This is a genomic window from Herbidospora sp. NBRC 101105 (genome assembly GCF_030269205.1).
GTDB classification, from domain to species: Bacteria; Actinomycetota; Actinomycetes; order Streptosporangiales; family Streptosporangiaceae; genus Herbidospora; species Herbidospora solisilvae.
The window spans coordinates 1,004,088-1,020,869 of record NZ_BSSX01000002.1 but is presented as its reverse complement, the minus strand read 5'-3'; the positions used below and the strand labels follow the sequence as shown (position 1 = coordinate 1,020,869).

Here is a 16,782-nt window from a genome sequence, read left to right as displayed (position 1 = left end):
TCGTCGTGATCGGTCACGCGTAGAGGAAGTAGTAGCGGTAGCGGCCCTCCCACACGCAGGAGTAGTCGTCCCACCAGTCCTGGGCGACGCCGTGGGCGCCGATCCGCTCGCACTCGGCCGACGTCCTGAAGACGCCGGACAGCTTGTCGGCGGCGTGGGCCGGGGTGGCGCCGATCATCACGGAGGCTCCGAGAACCACGACGGCCGAGACGAGAACTGCGCGTGCCTTTCGCATTCGTCCTCCTGGGAACGTGGAGATCATGAGGGCGGACATTATCACTCACCGCGCGTTAGGAGAATTGTCACGGTTGAATCCGGGCGCGGTGAGACGTGAAAGTTTCATCGAAAGGGCCGTTGAGGTGGCGTTTGTTCGCGCGTATTCACGGTCGGTGAAACAGATATTACTTTCCGGGGGCTGTCCAATTCTGTACTCGGCGGCCTTGGAAGGCCTCGCAGGTGCGTATCCGACGGCCCGTCCAGAGCATGCATGATCTGTACGTCTTCGCGCCGTGTCGAGGCGTATGGTCCGGTTTATACCGCTCTGAAAAACGGCTTAAGAATATTTTGACCATCGCGACATATGTGTCATATCGTCTCCCCGCCCATATCGATGGAAGCCGCGACACTCGTGCAGGACGTCGCTGCCGGGGGGAGCGGCGATCATCCGACCGACCGGAGTCGCACTATGCAAGCTCGAATACATATGGCCACGGTTGTCGGCATGGCGATGACCATGCTGGCCGCTCTTGGCGTGTCGGTGGCGCTCGCGCCGCCGGCGCACGCGCAGGTGATCTCCGACATCGCCTACGCGCCCGCACAGCCGGCCGGTAGCAGGGGGCACCTGCTGGACATCTACCTTCCGTCCACCGGGATGACGCCCCGGCCGCTGCTGATCTGGCACAGCGGCTCGGCGTGGACGAGCGATGACAGCAAGCCCCTCGGGGCCGAGATCGCGGCCGTCTTCAACCCGCTGGGCTTCGCGGTGGCCGTCGTCAACGTCCGGTCGAGCGCGCAGGCGATCTTCCCGGCACAGGTGCACGACATCAAGGCGGCCATCCGCTATCTGCGTGCCAACGCCGCCACCTACCAGCTCGACACCAACCGCTTCGCGATGGCGGGCGACTCGTCGGGCGCGTGGCTGACGCAGATGGCCGTGTTCTCGGGCGGCGTGACCGCGCTGGAGGGGACCGTCGGCACCACCGGCGTCTCCAGCGCCGTGCACGTGGGCCTGTCCTTCTACAGTCCGACCGACTTCCTGCAGATGAACGCGCAGAACCTGCCGACCGGGGGGCTCGACCACAACTCGCCCGCCTCGCCCGAGTCGCTGCTGGTCGGCTGCCCGATCCAGACCTGTCCGGCCGCGGTGGCCGCCGCCAACCCGATGACCTACGTCGACTCCGGCGACCCGCCGCTGCTGTTCCTGCACGGCCAGGCCGACTTCCTGGTGCCGCACGGGCAGAGCGTGCTGCTCTTCAACCGGATCAAGGCGCAGTGCGGCAACGCCACGTTCGTCTCGGTCCCGGCCGCCGACCACATGATGGTCCAGATCATGGACCCGGCCCAGTACGGCAACGAGACCGTCCGCACCACCGCCAACTGCGGCGAGACGGTCAGCACCGGCACGCTCAATCCGAGCTGGCCCAACTTCACGACCTGGCTGCGCAGCGGCCTCAAGCTCGGCAACGCCTGCGAGGTGACCTACTCCACCGGCGTCTGGAACGGCGCCTTCAACGGCGGCGTGGTCGTCAAGAACACCGGCGCCAGCCCCGTCCAGAACTGGACCGTGTCGTGGACGTGGTCGGGCAACCAGCAGATCACGAGCGCCTGGAACGCCACGGTGACCCAGACCGGCGCCCAGGTCACCGCGCGGGACGCCGGCCACAACTCCTACATCGGCCCCGGCTCCAGCCAGAGCTTCGGCTTCTCGGCCACCGCCACCGGCACGAACGCCATTCCGGCCCAGTTCAAGATGAACAACATCGTCTGCACGCGAGTGCCCTGATGACGACCCGCCGGGCCCGACCCGAATGGCGACGGCCCGGCGCCCTTTGATTTCGTAAAAAACCGCGCCGTGCAGTCGGGGACGCATTTCCGAAACTCAACACGTACTGTCGGGTTTACTTAACGGAATGTCGCCGACCAGAAACGTTGATTTATCCGACGGTGCGCCCCTAGTGTTGCCCCTGGCGGCCCGCCGGCCCATTTCCCGCCGTTTTCGCTGAACGGCCGAGGTGCTGATATCCCGGGCCCGCGATCTAATTCGGACGCTTCCTTTCTTGAGTTAGGGGACGTGTGCGTACACCCAACATGTTCGTCAGGAGTCTCGGCGTCTACGTGCCGGAAAGCGTGAGCGTCGAGCACGCGGTCCGCGAGGGCTGGTATCCGGCCGAGGAGGCCGAGAAGTTCCGGCAGATCGGCGCGGCGGTGGCCGGTGACATGCCCGCCCCTGAGATGGCGCGGCGCGCGGTCGTGGACGCCTATGAGCGCTGGGGCGAGTCGTCCCCGAAGGAACTCGACCTGCTGCTCTATCCGTCGGTGTGGCACCAGGGCCCGAACGGCTGGCAGCCGCAGCACTACCTCCAGAAGCACCTGCTCGGCGGCCCGGTGCCCGCCTTCGAGATCCGCAGCGGCTGCGTCGGGATGATCAGCTCGCTGGAGCTCGCGGCGAGCTACCTGATGGCCGTGCCGGAACGGCAGACGGCCATGGTCGTCTCCTCCGACAACCACGGCACCCCGCTGGTGGACCGCTGGCGGATGACCCCCGGCGCGCTGATCGGCGACGCCGCCGCGGCGCTCCTGCTCGGCAAGGACCACGGCATGGCCCAGCTCCTGTCGGTGAACGCGACCGTGATCCCCGAGGCCGACGCGGTCAACGACGGCGCCTACCCCCTCTTCCCCCCCGACGCCACGGTCGGCGTCGGCCTGAGCTTCGGCGACCGGCACGAGGAGTTCCGCCAGCGGCTGCTCAAGAAGCAGGGGACCGGCATCCACCTGACCATCCAGAAGACGATGATGCAGCAGGTCGAGCAGACCCTCGACGAGGCCGGCATCGAACTGTCCGACATCACGAAGGTGGCGCTGCCGCACGGCCGCCGCGAGGACCTCGACGGCCAGATGTCCTGGCTCGGCATCGACGAGGACCAGACGACCTGGGACTACGGGCGGCGCGTCGGCCACTGCGGCGCGGTCGACCAGTTCATCGCCTTCGAGCACCTGCTCGCGACCGGCGGTCTCGTGGCCGGCGACCACCTGCTCATGGTCGGCTTCGGCTCCGGCACGTCCTGCGCCGCCGCAGTGTTCAAGGTCATCAAGGAAGGGCCGCGCGCATGACCGAGCTCAACCGCAGACTGGTCGACTTCATCCAGGAGAACCTCGTCCAGGAGGGCGACGACATCGTCGTCGACGAGACGACCCCGCTCCTCACGTCGGGCCTGCTCGACTCGCTGCGCACGGCGCGGCTGCTGAACTTCCTCCGCAAGGACGTCGGCGTGCCGATCCCCGCCGCCAAGCTCGACTCCGAGAACTTCCAGGACGTCGCGACCATCGCGGCGATGGTCAGAGAGCTCGAAACCGTCTGATGCGCTACGCCGACACGTACATCAGCGGGGTGGGGGCCTTCGTCCCCCGGACCGTCGTCAGCGTCGAGAAGGCCGTGGCCAAGGGGTGGTACCCGGCCGAGGAGGCCGAGCTGCACAACCTGGCCGGGGCGGTGGTGGCGGGTGACGTGCCGGCGCCGGAGATGGCGCTGCACGCGGCGCGGAGCGCGCTCAAGCGCAGCGGGCGCGCGCCCGCCGACCTCGACCTGCTCCTGTACGCCTCCTCCTGGCACCAGGGACCCGACGGCTGGCCCCCGCACTCCTACCTGCAGCGCCAGCTCGTCGGCGGCGACGTGCTCGCCACCGAGATCCGGCAGGGCTGCAACGGCATGTTCCTCGCCCTGGAACTCGCCGCCGGCCACCTGGCCGCCGTGCCCGGCCGCCAGGCCGCCCTGCTGGTCGCCGCCGACAACTACGGCACCCCGCTGATGGACCGCTGGCGGATGGGCCCCGGCTACGTCGGCGGCGACGCCGCCAGCGCGCTCGTGCTCACCAAGCAGCCGGGCTTCGCCCGGTTGACCTCGGTCTGCACGACGACCGTGACCGAGGCCGAGGAACTGCACCGGGGCAGCGAGCCCCTGTTCCCGCCGGGCGTCACGGTCGGCCGCAAGATGAGCTTCGCCGCCAGGAACGAGCAGTTCCGGCAGCAGGTCATGTCCAAGGGCGAGGCCACCGCGGCGCTGTTCAAGATCCAGCGGGCGCTGATGGAGGTCGTCGAGCGCGCCCTGGACGAGAGCGGGATCAAGCCCGCCGACCTCACGCGGGTGGCGTTCATGAACTACTCGGAAGAGATCGTCGAGCAGCGGTGCATGACCATGCTCGACCTGCCCATGTCCCGCTCGACCTGGGACTACGGCCGCACCATCGGCCACTGCGGGGCCAGCGACCAGGTCCTGTCCCTCGACCACCTGCTGCTGAACGGCCAATTGGGTCCCGGCGACCACCTGCTGATGCTCGGGACCGGGCCGGGAGTGACCGTCTCCAGCGCCGTGATCAAGATCGTCGACAATCCTCCGTGGGTCTGAACCGAAGGGAACCAACGCAGATGGCCGAACCAGTCGCGGTGATCGGGATAGGCTGCCGCCTTCCCGGTGACGTCCACTCACCGGACGAGTTCTGGGAGCTGCTGTGCGCCGGCCGGAACACGACCCGGCCGCTGCCCGCCGACCGCTGGCGCCGGGACGAGAACCGGAGCCCCGAGAACGCCGCCGCGCTGCGCGACGCCGTGCGTCACGGCAGTTTCCTGGACGACATCGAGGGCTTCGACGCCGAGTTCTTCGGCCTGTCGCCCCGCGAGGCCGAACTGATGGACCCGCAGCAGCGGATCCTGATGGAGACCGCGTGGGAGGCCCTGGAGCACGCCGGCCTGCCGCCCCACGAGCTGCGCGGCACCGACACCGGCGTGTTCGTCGGCGTCTGCACCGGCGACTACGGCGCCCGCCTCCTGGAGGACCTGCCCCAGATCGAGGCGTGGACCGGCATCGGCGCGGCGACCTGCGCCGTCGCCAACCGCATCTCCTACTCCCTCGACCTGCGCGGGCCCAGCATGGCGATCGACACCGCCTGCTCGGCGTCGCTGGTCGCGCTGCACCTGGCCGCGCAGAGCCTGCGGCTCGGCGAGAACGACGTCGCCCTCGCGGGCGGCGTCAACCTGGTCGTCACCCCCGGCCAGACCCTCACGCTCGGCACGGCCGGCGCGCTGGCCCCCGACGGCCGGTCGAAGTCGTTCGACGCCTCGGCCGACGGCTACGGCCGCGGCGAGGGCGTCGGCGTGGTCGTGCTCAAGCGGCTGTCGGACGCCCAGCGCGACGGCGACCGGATCCTCGCGCTCGTCATCGGCAGCGCCGTCAACCAGGACGGCCACACCCAGGGCATCATGGCCCCCTGCGGCGAGGCCCAGGAGCACGTGATGAACCGGGCCTGCAAGCAGGCCGGCGTCGCGCCGTCCACGGTCGACTACGTCGAGGCCCACGGCACCGGCACCCGGCTCGGCGACCCCCTTGAGGCGGGCGCGCTCTCCTCGGTGTACGGAGCCGGGCGGCCCGCCGACGACCCGTGCCTCATCGGCTCGGTCAAGTCGAACATCGGCCACCTCGAAGGCGCGGCCGGCATCACCGGCGTCATCAAGGCGGTGCTCGCCCTCCACCGGGGCTCGATCCCGCCGAACGTGCTGACCAGCCTCAACCCGGCCATCCCGTGGGAGACCTCCGGCCTGCGCGTGGTCACCGAGCAGTCGGCCTGGCCGGTCCGCGACCACCCCCGCCGGGCGGGCGTCTCCAGCTTCGGCTACGGCGGCACGGTCGCCCACATCGTGCTCGAACAGGCCCCCGCGGCCCCGGCGGTCCCCGCGGCCGAGACGGCGGGGGAGCGGCCGTTCCCGCTGTCGGCCGCGTCGGAGAAGGCGCTGCGGCAGTACGCCGGCGTGCTCGCCGACCACCTCGACAAGGGCGCCGACCTGGCCTCGGCCGGGCACACCCTCGCACTGCGCCGCACCCATCTGCCCCGGCGCGCCGTCGTGCTCGGCGCCGACCGCGCCGACCTGACGGCCGCGCTGCGGCGGCTCGCCGACGACGTGCCGGCCGAGTCGGTCATCACCGGCGACGTGCTGCCCGACCTCGGCCCCGGGCCGGTCTGGGTGTTCTCCGGCCAGGGTTGCCAGTGGCGCGGGATGGGCCGCGAACTGCTCGGCGTGCCCGAGTTCGCGTCGCTGGTCGACGAGATCGACCCGATCTTCGTCGAGGAGATCGGCTTCTCGCCCCGCCAGGTCCTGACCGACGGCGACCTCGACACCATCGACCGCGTCCAGACCATGATCTTCGTGATGCAGCTCGGCCTGGCCCGCATGTGGACCGCCCACGGGGTCACGCCCACGGCCGTCATCGGCCACTCCGTCGGCGAGCTCGCCGCCGCGGTGACCGCCGGCGCGATGAGCGTCGCCGACGGCGCCCGCCTGATCTGCCGCCGCTCGGCGCTGCTGCGCCAGGCCGAGGGCAAGGGGGCCATGGTCATGGTCGACCTGTCCTTCGAGGAGGCGTGCGACCGGCTGGCCGACCGCACCGACCTGGTGGCCGCGATCTCCTCCGCGCCCGGCTCGACCGTGTTGTCGGGCGACGTCGACGCGGTCGAGGAGGTGCTCGACGACTGGCCGGCCGAGGGCATCGTGACCCGGCGGGTCGCCTCCGACGTCGCCTTCCACAGCCCGCAGATGACGCCGCTGGCCGTCGCCCTCGCGGGCGGGGTCGGCGACCTCTCGTTCGGGCCGGCCAAGATCCCGATGTACACGACCGCGCTGGCCGACCCCCGTTCGGCCCCCGTTTTCGACGGCGCGTACTGGGCGGCCAACCTCCGCGACCCCGTCCGGCTCGCCGCCGCGACCACGGCCGCCGCGCAGGACGGCTACCGCGTCTTCCTGGAGATCTCCCCCCACCCGGTGGTCGCCCACTCGGTGACCGAGACCCTCTCGGAGCACGGCTTCGAGGACGTCTTCGTCGGCACGTCGCTGCGCCGCAACCAGCCGGAGCCGGCGACCTTCCTCGCCTCGGTGGGCACCGCCCACTGCCACGGCGTCGAGGTCGACTGGACCCGCCTGCAGCCGTCGGGCGGCCTGGCGGACCTGCCGCCGTACGCGTGGCAGCACCGCCGCCACTGGCGCGAGTCGTACACGGAGACCGACAACCGCGGCCACGACGCCGGCTCCTACACCCTGCTCGGCGCCGCAACCACCCTCGCGGGCAGCCGCACCCGCGTCTGGAAGACCAGCGTCCAGGACGCCAACCGCCCCTACCCGGGCAGCCACGCCCTCAACGGCGTCGAGATCGTGCCGGCCGCCGTGCTGGTCAACACGTTCCTGCACGCCGCCGAGGACGAGGACGTCACCCTCACCGACGTCGAGATGATGCACCCGCTGATGACGGCGGAACGCCGCCAGATCCAGGTCGTGCACGAACCCCCGGCCGTCCGGCTCGCGGCCCGCACCCCCGCCGGCCCCGACGAGCCCGAACCGGCCTGGCTGGTCCACGTCACCGCGAACGTGGCCGCCCCCGGCCAGGTCAAGCCCGACGTCCTCCCGGACGCCGGCGCACTGACCCCGATGGACCCGGGTTTCGTGCACCAGCGCCTGGCCACGGTCGGCGTCCCGTCGACGGGTTTCGACTGGACGATCGAGACCCTCCTCGGCGGCGACGGCGCCCTGCGCGCCACCGTCCGCACCGGCGACGCGCACAGCTGGGCCCCCGCCCTGGACGCGGTGATGTCGGTCGCCCCCTGCGTCTTCCCGGGCGACCCGGTGCTCCGCATGGTCGTCCACATCGACGAGATGGTGCTGACCGGCACACCCCCCACGACGGTGATCATCGACGCGGCCGTGGACCCGTCGGCGGAGGACACCGCCCGGGCGGTCATCGCCGACCTCGACGGCCGGGTCGTCGGCCACCTGACCGGCCTGCGCTACCCGGTGATCGACGCCCCCCTCCAGGCGGAGGAGGACCTCGGCGGCCCGGCGGAGTCGTTCGCCGGCGTGGCCCCGGAGGACCTGCGCGAACGCGTCCTGCCGGAGATCCGGGCGGAGATCGCGACGGTCATGCGGCTGGGGCCGGAGGACCTGTCGATCCGGCGCCCGCTGGTCGAGCAGGGGCTCGACTCGGTGATGACCATCATGGTCCGACGGCGGCTGGAGAAGCGCTTCGGCTGCCGCCTGCCCACGACGTTGTTGTGGCAGCAGCCGACCATCTCCGCCATCGCCGACCACCTGGTGGAACTCCTTCTGGCGGCCGTACCGGAGACGGAGAAAGAGCCCGAGATCGCGCCCGTGTTCGGAGGCTGAGAAGCGGCCCGGGGGATCCGATCCCCCGGGCCGCCTCAGCGGTCCACGCGGGTCGTCACCCCATGACCAGCAGACCCAGGGTCAGGTCGATGATCTGGGCGCCTTCCGGCGGCGGGCCGGTCGTGTCCCACCATTGGATGCCGCCGATCTCTTCGTTGGGCGTGAAGTCGTCGTGGCGGGCCGGAACCTCGGCGGTGTAGACGGCGGCGTACTCCGTGCGGGGTGGGCGGGTGAGCCAGAACCGCGCATACCCGGCGAGATGGAGGTCGGGCAGGCGCAGGCCGCTCTCCTCGTGGAGTTCGCGTACGGCCGCCTCGTGTGGCCCTTCCCCGGGGTCGATCCCGCCGCCCGGGAGTTCCCACTGCCGCCGGTAGCGGTCGAAGACCAGGAGCAGGTGGTCTCCGCACCGGATCACGACCAGCGACGCGGGCATCGGCGCGTCATCCGGTTGGCCGAGGGCGGCCGGCACGAAGGCGGTCATCGCGTCGCCCGTCAGCTCGTCGAGCGCCAGTGGCCGGTCCATCACAGGCCTTGCGGGTGGTCCGACAACCACTCCCGGTGCGCGGCCTTGAGGTCGTCTCGCGTCGCGGAGTCCTCGAGGATGCAGTCGGCGCCGCCGTCGTAGGGATGGAAGACGCGCCGCATGTCCAGGTCGGTGATCATGACATTGCCCATGGCGTCGTCGGCCACGGCCCTGAGCAGGGCGTCGAGGGAACCCGGACGCCGGGTCCGCCGGGTCACCAGCAGGTGGGAGTACGAGGGGAACTCCTCGTCGGGGGCGTCGTCGGTGACCGTCATCCACAGTCGCGCCCCGGGGTTCAGGGTGACCGGCTCGGGATAGCGCAGGGGTTCGCCGAACGTGGGATGGTCCGTGAACGCGGTGGTGATCACGTAGACGTCCCGGTCGCCGAACAGCTCCGACAGCACGGTCTCGTACCGGTTCAGCAAGATGGTGTACTCGTCCGCTGTGTCCGGGTAGCGCTTGGATTCGGGCAGGCTGTGGAACCGGACCCAGCGCGAGTGGCACGCCCACTTGAGCTCATGGGCGACCGGCAGGCACTCCGGCCGGTTCGTCCGCCAGGTCCCGGTGAGTTCGGGCCAGGGGTCGCGCACGCACGTCCACGTCATCGGGACAGCGTAGGAGGGCGAAAGCTCCGGCCGCGAGCGTATTGCCGCGTCCGATCGCCGCCGGAACCCTCGGCCGGTACGCCCCCACGATGGACCCATGAACCTCACCGTCTCGCCCATCGAGCCCTCCGTCGTCGAAGCCCTCCTCGTCACCGACGACGCCGGGCACGCGCCCCGGTTCTCCGTCGACCGTGACGGCGGCAGCCCGTTGCGCTGCTGCCTGACCCTGGCGCGGCCCGGCGAGCGGGTGGCGTTGCTCAGCTACGCCCCGGTCCGGCGGTGGGCCGCCGACCCTGGGCCCTACGACGAGCTGGGGCCGGTGTTCGTGCACGCCGGACCCTGCGCCGGGCCGGACGGCGACGGGTGGCCCGCGGCGCACCGGGGGGTGCCCCGGGTGCTGCGGGCCTACGACGGGCGGGGGCACATCGTGGGCGGCCGGACGGTGCCGGCCGAGGGTGATCCGGAGCGGGTGGCGGGGGAGTTGCTCGCCGGAGACGGCGTCGCGGTCGTTCACGTCAGGGCGGTCGTGTTCGGCTGTTTTCAGTTCTCGGTCCGCTGAGTTCTCGGAATGGTTTTTCGAATGTACGATGCGGGCGACCTGATCAACGTAAGGAAACCGCATGTCGAATACGGTCGTCCCATTCGAGTTGTTCAGTCCCGACTATTTCCGTGACCCTTATCCGGCGCTCGACTGGCTGCGGGCGAACTCCCCGGTCCACCGATACGTCTTCCCGGTAGGCGACGTCCCCATGTGGGTCGTGACCAGGTATGACGACGCGATGGCGATCCTCGGCGACACTCGTTTCAGCACGGCCGAATGGCGCGGCAGCGCCGAATTCCAGGCCTCCGGGCTGTCCGTCAGCGCGGGCACGGTTCTTTCCCAGACCGTGCCCAGTCTCGACCCGCCTCAGCACACCAAAGTGCGCCGCTGCGCCATGAGCGCGTTCACGCCGCGAAGCGTCGAGCGGTGGCGGGAGGACATCCGGCGAATCGTCGACGAGACGACAGAAGATTGGGCGCCGGGCCAGGAAAGGGATCTGGTCACGGAGTTCGCGGCGCTGATCCCGTCCCAGGTGATCTCGACGCGGCTCGGGTTCACGCTGGAGCGGCGGGAGCAGCTCGCGGGCGACGTCGACCTGCTCATCTCCACCGACCCCGCCGACTTCCCGCGCATCCCCGCCGCGCGGGAGCGCATCATCGCCTACGGGCGCGAGCTGGTGGCGCTGAAGCGGGCCGAGCCGGGTGACGATCTCACCTCCGCGTTCATCCGGGCCGCCGACGAGGAGGGGCGGATCACCCAGGACGAGCTCGACGCGATGGTGATCATCATGATCATCGCGGGGGTCGGCACGACCAAGATGTTCCTCACCAACGCCGTCCTCGCGCTGCTCGACCATCCGGGCCAGCTCAAGCTGGTCGTCGACGACCCGGCGATCCTGGCCGGAACGGGGATCGAGGAGCTGCTCCGCTACGAGTCGCCCGTGGCCTCGACGCCCTGGCGGTTCCCGACCGAGGACGTCCGGATCCGCGACCAGGTCATCGCCGCGGGGGAGCCGGTCATGGTCATGGTCGCGGCGGCCAACCGCGACCCCGGCGTCTTCGACGACCCCCATCGGCTCGACCTCACCCGGACCGGCGTGCGGCATCTCGGGCTCGGGCACGGCATCCACAACTGCCTCGGCGCCGCCGCGGCCCGGCTCATCAGCGAGATGGCCCTGGCCACGCTCGTCGGGCGGTTCCCCGGCCTGCGGCTGGCGATCCCGCGCGAGGAGGTGCGGCGTCACGAGGTCTGGGCGCTGAACGACTACCGCGCCCTGCCGGTGATCCTCTGATGGGCCGGCGTCTGGAGGTCGACCGGGCATCGTGCTTCGGCACGGGGCTCTGCTCGGCGACCGCGCCGAGGTTCTTCACCCTCGGGCCCGACCACGTCGCCGCCGTGACCACGGGGGAGCTCACCGATCCGGACGACATCGCCCTGGCGGAGGAGGTGGCGGAGTGTTGCCCGCGCGAGGCGATCAGCCTGCGTCCGGCGTGACCACGATCAGTCGCCGGGTGGCGCGGGTGAGGGCGACGTACAGATCCCTCGGACCCGACTCGCGGTAGGCCTCGATGGCGGCGGGGTCGACGACGAGCACCGTGTCGAACTCCAGCCCCCGGGCGTCGGGAGCGGCGACGACGATCGCGCCGCTCCCCTCCAGCGCCTCGGTCAGGCCGGGCGGGGCGATGACGCCGACGAGGCCGTTGCCCTCCTCGGCGACCAGGGTCCGGACGGTGTCCAGGCCTCCGGTCACGGTGCGCGGGGGCCGGCCGTGGCGGACCGACCGCGACGGCCGCTGGCCCGGGGCGACGCGGGCCAGCAGCGGGGTCGCGCAGGCGAGGATCTCGGCGGTGGTGCGGTAGTTGACCGTCAGCGTGTGGTGGACGAAACGCGCGCCGACGGCCTCGGCCCAGGAGCGGATCGTGGTGGCCGAACCCGACTGGGCGAAGTCGCCCACGACCGTCATCGACCGCGACGGGCAGCGGCGCATCAGCATCCGCCACTCCATCTCGGTGAGCTCCTGGGCCTCGTCGACGACGATGTGGCCGTACACCTCCTCGGGCGGGCCGTCGACCAGGGCGCGGGCCTCGTCGAGCAGCGCCAGGTCGGCGCGGGTGCGGGCGGCCCCGCCGAGCAGGTCCTCCGGGCGCAGGCGCGGCCACACCGCCTCGGTCGCCTGGTCGACGGCCGGGTCGTCGAGGAGCTGCTCGCGGACGGCGTCCCAGTCGAACTCCGGTTCCGCCGCGGGGGCGTCGTCCAGGCCGAGGGACCTGAGGTCGCCGGCCACCGCCTCGTCGAGGTCGACGCCGAGCATGGCCGCGACCTCGGCGTCGAGCTGGGCCAGCGTGTCGGCGGTGCGCCGCTCCAGCAGGTCGACCAGGGCGTCGACGACGTGCTCCCGGAACACCTCGCGGGCCGGGTTGTGGGCCAGGCCTCCGAGGGTGGCGTGGCGGCGGGCCGCGTCCACCTCGGCCGGGGTCAGGACCAGCGTCTCCTGGCCGACCTTGACCTCCAGCGGGACGCCGCGCGGCTGCCGGGCGCGCACCCGCTCGGCCAGCGCCGCCGCCCTGCCCGCGGCGCCCTTCTCCCTCGCGGCCTCCTCGGGTTCGGTCGCGGCCGGGGTCGCGCCGACGAGGTCGGTCAGCGTGGCCATCCGGACGTCGTTCTCCCCCAGCGACGGCAGCACGTCGGAGATGTAGTCGAGGAACCTGCTGTTGGGGCCGTACACGAGCACGCCGCGTGCGGCGACGGCGGGGAAGGCGTAGACGACGTAGGCGGCGCGGTGCAGCGCGACCAGGGTCTTGCCGGTGCCGGGGCCGCCGTCCACGACGGTGACGCCCCGGTGCGGGGAGCGGACGATCGCATCCTGTTCGGCCTGGAGGGTCGAGACGGCCTCATGCATGCGGCCGGTCCTGGCCCGGCTCAGCGCGGCCGTGAGAGGGCCGTCGCCGACCACGTCGCCGGGGGCCGGGGCGGAGCCGTCGAGGATCTCGTCGCTGACGTCCACGACCCGGCGGTTCCGCAACCGCAGGTGGCGGCGCCGGCGCAGGCCCATTGGGGCCGCGGGGGTGGCGGCGTAGAAGGGGCGGGCGGCCTCGGCCCGCCAGTCGACCAGGACCACCTCGCCGTCCGGGGAGCGTAGGCCGACCCGGCCGATGTGGAGGGAGTGCCCGGCGGGGGTGTCGATGCGGCCGAAGCACAACGCGTACTCGGCCGCCTGCAGCTCGCCGAGCCTGCGGGTGAGCCGGGACACCTCGACGTCGCGGGTGTGCGGGTCGTCGGACGTGGTCAGCACGCGCTCGCGGGCGGCCAGCGTCTCGGCGACGGCGGCGTCGAGGCGGTCGTACAGGCCGTCAACGATCTGCTGTTCGTCGTCCACCCGCCCAAGTATGGAGACGGGGGATACGGAAGGTAAGGCTTGACTTACTTTGTGGTGTCCATCGGGACGGCTTCTCCGCCCGACGGCCGGATCGAGCGCAGACTCTAGGGCGGAGAACTGCGGACCATGCCGGCCGTCAGCTGGTGCGCACCAGGCGCAGGAAGGCCTTCAGCCCGGTGATCAGCTCCTGGTTGTCGCTCAGCCCGTCGACCGTCTCGTCGAACTTCCTGGTCATCGTCGTGATCCGCCGGTTCAGGTCGTGGTCGGCGTCCTCCAGGATCGACCGCGCCGCCGCCAGCTCGCCGCGCACCTGCCGCAGCTCCTCGGTCAGCGTCTCGATCGACGCCTCCAGCGTGGTCCGCGCCTCGACCAGGTCCTTGACGTCGCCGCGCAGCGTCGCCACGTCCTGGCGCGGGTAGTGCAGCTCCTCCATCAGGGTGCCGACCCGGTCCTTCAGGTGGGTCAGGTAGGCGCCGGTGGGCCGGAACAGGGTCGCCAGCAGGTAGAAGCCGGAGAAGTAGTAGCCCACGTACTCCCCGGAGAAGTACGTGACCACCGCGATCACCGCCGCCGAGACCACATGCCCGAGCACCGCCAGCCGCAGCATGCGCTTGGCGATGCCCCGGGCCTCGTCCTCACGGGCCTGCGGCACCTCGATGCCGCGCTCCCGCGACAGCTGGGTCTCGTGGACGACCCTGCGGGCCGAGAAGTACAGGTTCCACGGCACCGTCAGCAGGATCAGCAACCAGATCAGGCTCACCGCGCCGACGCCGATCGCCAGGACGGTGCTGGGGGCCACGCCGGTCGAGAAGGTCAACCAGGCGGCGAATATCGCGAAAGTCAGGGAAACCAGGAAAATCCACCATTTCATGCCTCAAAGGATCTTCCATGGGCGCGCTCCCCAGCACCGTTTTCGTACTCAGACTGAGTGGGGAATCAGTACTAGTTCCGTCGCAGAACCCAGACACCGTCGGCGTCCACGGTCACGAGGCGGGTGCCCTGGGTCAGCAGGACCTTGCCCCGGTACTTGCCGATCTTGTTGATCAGCAGGTCGGGGTAGTCGGTGAGGCTCTGGAAGCCGTACACGATGAAGTTGGACGCGCCGTTGTGGGTGGCGTTCATGGTCCGCAGGCCCTTGGTCGGAGTGAGCTTGAGTACCTGGGATCCCTCGCCGCGAATCGTCGCGGAGCACCAGCAGCGGGCCTTGCTCACGGGCTTGAACGTGGCGGTCCAGGGGCCGTCGGCCTGGATCTGGAGGCCGGCGGTGCCGGGGGTGGCGAAGGTGTTGGACCCGTTGTAGAGGACGGTGCCGGACCAGTCGCCGATCTCGTTGACGAGCAGGTCGTTCCTCTTCCCCTTGGGATTGATCGTGTGGACGATGAAGTTCGACTCCCCGCTGTGGTTGAACGTGATCAGGCCCGGGGTCTTGGTCGCCTTGATGCGGATGACGTCGTCACCTTCGCCCCGGAACGTCTTGTCGGCATGTGCCGGGAGCGCGGCGACCCCCACGAGCGAGGTCGCGGCCAAGAGGAAGACGGTCAGTAATCGGCGGAACACCACATCTCCTTCGTTTCGGGTGATACGTCGGTGAACTATCGGTGCGCGCGTTTGAAACGTTCCATAATCCGGCCCGGCGAGGGCCGGGCTCATGGCAGGTCTGCGTGGAGCCCGAGCCGGGGGACCCCGTCGTCCCCCACACGTTCCGGCTCGGCCGCGAAGCGGTGGGCCCAGAGGCCGTCACGTGGCTCCAGCACCGAAATCGACCCGCTCCCGGCCAGCGGAGCGCTGCACGCCGGCGCGAGGAATCCTGGTAAGTGGAGGTCGAGGTTCTCGTCGCGGACGAGGCGGGTCAGGTCCCCTTCACCGCGAGACTGAACCAGACCGTCTTCCCGCCCGCCACGCGGCTCGTGCCCCATCGGTCGGCGAGCTGGTTCATCACGAACAGCCCGCGTCCCTCCTCGTCGTGGCGGCCGGGTTCGCGGAGCCTCGGCAGGCGGTGGTCGTCGTCGCTGACCTCGCACAACAGGCTGTCGGTGCGCAGGAGCCGTACCGTGATCGGGCGGGCCGTGGCCCGCACCGCGTTGGTGACCAGTTCGGAGGCCAGCAGCTCGGCCGTCGGGATGAGGCTGTGCAGGCCCCATCCGGCCAGGGTGCGCCGCACCAGCCCGCGCACCCGCGACGGGGTCTGCGTGTGCGGCTCCAGCAGCCACTGGGCGACGTCCTCGCTGGGGATGCCGGTGAACCGGATCGCCAGCATGGTCACGTCGTCGCGGGCCGGCGCGGCCGGGACCACGCTCGCGCAGACCTCCTCGATCGGCCGCACCCCGGCCAGCCCGCGCCGCAGGCGCTCGACGCCGACGCCGATGTCCTCGCCGCGCTCCTCGACCAGGCCGTCGGTGTAGAGGACGAGCACGCTGTCGTCGTCGGCCGCGATCTCCACCGTCTCGAACGCGTTGCGGCCGAGCCCGATCGGGGTGCCCGCGGGCGGCTGGAGCACCTCGGCCTTGCCCTCGGCGCTCACGAGGATCGGGGGCAGGTGGCCGGCGCTGGCGATGGTGCAGCGGCGCAGAACGGGGTCGTACACACAGTAGACACAGGTCGTGATCGTCTGGGCGGCCAGCCGCTGCGCCATCTCGTCGAGCGACTGCAGCACCTGTTCGGCCGGCAGGTCCAGAGAGGCGAGCGTCTGTACGGCGATGCGCAACTGCCCCATGATCGCCGCCGCGTCGAGGCCGTGACCCATGACGTCGCCCACGACCAGGGCCACCCGGGAGCCGGGCAGCGGGATGACGTCGAACCAGTCGCCGCCCACGCGCGCGGCGGCCGGCTGGTAGCGGAACGCGATCTCCAGACCGGGCAGAGAGGGAGGCTGCCCAGGCCGGATCCCGCGTTGCAGGATCTCCAGCGTCTCCAGCTGGCGGCGGTGCAGTCGGCCGTGGAAGATCGTCAACGCCACCGGCACCGCCAGCTGCCCGGTGACCAGCACGTCGTCCTGGTCGAACTCGCCGCGTTCACGATCCCGCGCCAGCACCGCGCACCCGATCGCCTCGCCATAGGCCCGCAGCGGCACGGTCAGCAGCCGCCCGCCCACCAGTTCGGGAACCGTGGCCGCCGGATCGCCCGACCAGCGCGAGGGCAACCGCCCCCGCGGATCGAGCCGGTGCACGGCACCCCCGTCGAGGTAGACGGCGGCGGCGTCGGCCAGCCGGGGCACGGCCGCCTCGCAGAGCAGCCGTGCGGCCTGCTCCGGGTCGAGGCAGTCACCGATCGCCCGTGCCGTGTCACCGAGAAAAGCCAGACCCTCGGTGTCGATCACTGC

The 16,782-nt window shown here is 71.0% G+C and carries 15 protein-coding genes; 8 read left to right on the top strand and 7 right to left on the bottom strand.

Going from position 1 to position 16,782, the window contains the following annotated elements:
• Window positions 1-13: 13 nt before the first annotated feature.
• Window positions 14-235 carry a hypothetical protein gene (locus QSK34_RS13480; protein ID WP_081898676.1) on the bottom strand — a complete coding sequence of 74 codons (222 nt, stop codon included), beginning with the start codon at window positions 233-235 and terminating at the stop codon, window positions 14-16.
• A 486-nt stretch (window positions 236-721) separates the two neighbouring features.
• Here QSK34_RS13480 and QSK34_RS13475 point away from each other — a divergent pair, with 486 nt between their 5' ends.
• From QSK34_RS13475 to QSK34_RS13455, 5 genes are all read left to right on the top strand, one after another.
• On the top strand, window positions 722-2,002 hold the full coding sequence (locus tag QSK34_RS13475; RefSeq protein ID WP_285583771.1) for a cellulose binding domain-containing protein: 1,281 nt from the start codon (window positions 722-724) through the stop codon (window positions 2,000-2,002).
• A gap of 290 nt (window positions 2,003-2,292) precedes the next feature.
• Window positions 2,293-3,330 carry a ketoacyl-ACP synthase III family protein gene (locus tag QSK34_RS13470; protein WP_285583769.1) on the top strand — a complete coding sequence of 346 codons (1,038 nt, stop codon included), beginning with the start codon at window positions 2,293-2,295 and terminating at the stop codon, window positions 3,328-3,330.
• Window positions 3,327-3,578, top strand: a complete 252-nt coding sequence (locus tag QSK34_RS13465; protein WP_161478752.1) for an acyl carrier protein — start codon at window positions 3,327-3,329, stop codon at window positions 3,576-3,578. The genes QSK34_RS13470 and QSK34_RS13465 overlap by 4 nt, the downstream gene beginning before the upstream one ends.
• Window positions 3,578-4,621 (top strand): ketoacyl-ACP synthase III family protein, encoded by a 1,044-nt coding sequence (locus tag QSK34_RS13460; RefSeq protein ID WP_285583766.1) that lies wholly within the window; start codon window positions 3,578-3,580, stop codon window positions 4,619-4,621. Before QSK34_RS13465 ends, QSK34_RS13460 begins: the two co-directional genes overlap by 1 nt.
• A gap of 20 nt (window positions 4,622-4,641) precedes the next feature.
• Window positions 4,642-8,418, top strand: coding sequence for a type I polyketide synthase (locus QSK34_RS13455; RefSeq protein WP_285583765.1), 3,777 nt, complete (start codon window positions 4,642-4,644; stop codon window positions 8,416-8,418).
• 55 nt (window positions 8,419-8,473) lie between these two features.
• Here QSK34_RS13455 and QSK34_RS13450 read toward each other — a convergent pair whose 3' ends face one another.
• Window positions 8,474-8,941, bottom strand: a complete 468-nt coding sequence (locus QSK34_RS13450) for an NUDIX hydrolase (RefSeq protein WP_285583763.1) — start codon at window positions 8,939-8,941, stop codon at window positions 8,474-8,476.
• Window positions 8,941-9,546 carry a DUF3885 domain-containing protein gene (locus QSK34_RS13445; RefSeq protein WP_285583761.1) on the bottom strand — a complete coding sequence of 202 codons (606 nt, stop codon included), beginning with the start codon at window positions 9,544-9,546 and terminating at the stop codon, window positions 8,941-8,943. The genes QSK34_RS13450 and QSK34_RS13445 overlap by 1 nt, the downstream gene beginning before the upstream one ends.
• A 97-nt stretch (window positions 9,547-9,643) precedes the next feature.
• Here QSK34_RS13445 and QSK34_RS13440 point away from each other — a divergent pair, with 97 nt between their 5' ends.
• From QSK34_RS13440 to QSK34_RS13430, 3 genes are all read left to right on the top strand, one after another.
• Complete coding sequence (locus tag QSK34_RS13440) at window positions 9,644-10,105, top strand: DUF1203 domain-containing protein (RefSeq protein ID WP_285583759.1); 462 nt, start codon at window positions 9,644-9,646, stop codon at window positions 10,103-10,105.
• Between the two features lie 61 nt (window positions 10,106-10,166).
• A complete protein-coding gene (locus QSK34_RS13435; RefSeq protein WP_285583757.1) occupies window positions 10,167-11,378 on the top strand; it encodes a cytochrome P450 family protein in 1,212 nt (403 codons plus the stop codon).
• Window positions 11,378-11,581 (top strand): ferredoxin, encoded by a 204-nt coding sequence (locus QSK34_RS13430; RefSeq protein WP_161478757.1) that lies wholly within the window; start codon window positions 11,378-11,380, stop codon window positions 11,579-11,581. Before QSK34_RS13435 ends, QSK34_RS13430 begins: the two co-directional genes overlap by 1 nt.
• Here QSK34_RS13430 and QSK34_RS13425 read toward each other — a convergent pair.
• From QSK34_RS13425 to QSK34_RS13410, 4 genes are all read right to left on the bottom strand, one after another.
• Window positions 11,562-13,463: a HelD family protein gene (locus QSK34_RS13425; protein ID WP_285583754.1), complete on the bottom strand. Its 1,902-nt coding sequence runs from the start codon at window positions 13,461-13,463 to the stop codon at window positions 11,562-11,564. The genes QSK34_RS13430 and QSK34_RS13425 overlap by 20 nt on opposite strands.
• 136 nt (window positions 13,464-13,599) lie before the next feature.
• Window positions 13,600-14,334 (bottom strand): coiled-coil domain-containing protein, encoded by a 735-nt coding sequence (locus QSK34_RS13420; protein WP_285583752.1) that lies wholly within the window; start codon window positions 14,332-14,334, stop codon window positions 13,600-13,602.
• A gap of 71 nt (window positions 14,335-14,405) precedes the next feature.
• A complete protein-coding gene (locus QSK34_RS13415) occupies window positions 14,406-15,020 on the bottom strand; it encodes a hypothetical protein (protein ID WP_285583748.1) in 615 nt (204 codons plus the stop codon).
• 292 nt (window positions 15,021-15,312) lie between these two features.
• Entirely contained in the window at window positions 15,313-16,779 is a 1,467-nt protein-coding gene (locus tag QSK34_RS13410) for an ATP-binding SpoIIE family protein phosphatase (RefSeq protein WP_285583746.1), read from the bottom strand.
• Window positions 16,780-16,782 lie beyond the last annotated feature (3 nt).

Bases quoted from the DNA above. Each gene is read 5' to 3' on its own strand.
- QSK34_RS13480 (WP_081898676.1), bottom strand. From the start codon at position 235: ATGCGAAAGGCACGCGCAGTTCTCGTCTCGGCCGTCGTGGTTCTCGGA.
- QSK34_RS13475 (WP_285583771.1), top strand. From the start codon at position 722: ATGGCGATGACCATGCTGGCCGCTCTTGGCGTGTCGGTGGCGCTCGCG.
- QSK34_RS13465 (WP_161478752.1), top strand. From the start codon at position 3,327: ATGACCGAGCTCAACCGCAGACTGGTCGACTTCATCCAGGAGAACCTC.
- QSK34_RS13460 (WP_285583766.1), top strand. From the start codon at position 3,578: ATGCGCTACGCCGACACGTACATCAGCGGGGTGGGGGCCTTCGTCCCC.
- QSK34_RS13455 (WP_285583765.1), top strand. From the start codon at position 4,642: ATGGCCGAACCAGTCGCGGTGATCGGGATAGGCTGCCGCCTTCCCGGT.
- QSK34_RS13450 (WP_285583763.1), bottom strand. From the start codon at position 8,941: ATGGACCGGCCACTGGCGCTCGACGAGCTGACGGGCGACGCGATGACC.
- QSK34_RS13445 (WP_285583761.1), bottom strand. From the start codon at position 9,546: ATGACGTGGACGTGCGTGCGCGACCCCTGGCCCGAACTCACCGGGACC.
- QSK34_RS13440 (WP_285583759.1), top strand. From the start codon at position 9,644: ATGAACCTCACCGTCTCGCCCATCGAGCCCTCCGTCGTCGAAGCCCTC.
- QSK34_RS13435 (WP_285583757.1), top strand. From the start codon at position 10,167: ATGTCGAATACGGTCGTCCCATTCGAGTTGTTCAGTCCCGACTATTTC.
- QSK34_RS13430 (WP_161478757.1), top strand. From the start codon at position 11,378: ATGGGCCGGCGTCTGGAGGTCGACCGGGCATCGTGCTTCGGCACGGGG.
- QSK34_RS13420 (WP_285583752.1), bottom strand. From the start codon at position 14,334: ATGAAATGGTGGATTTTCCTGGTTTCCCTGACTTTCGCGATATTCGCC.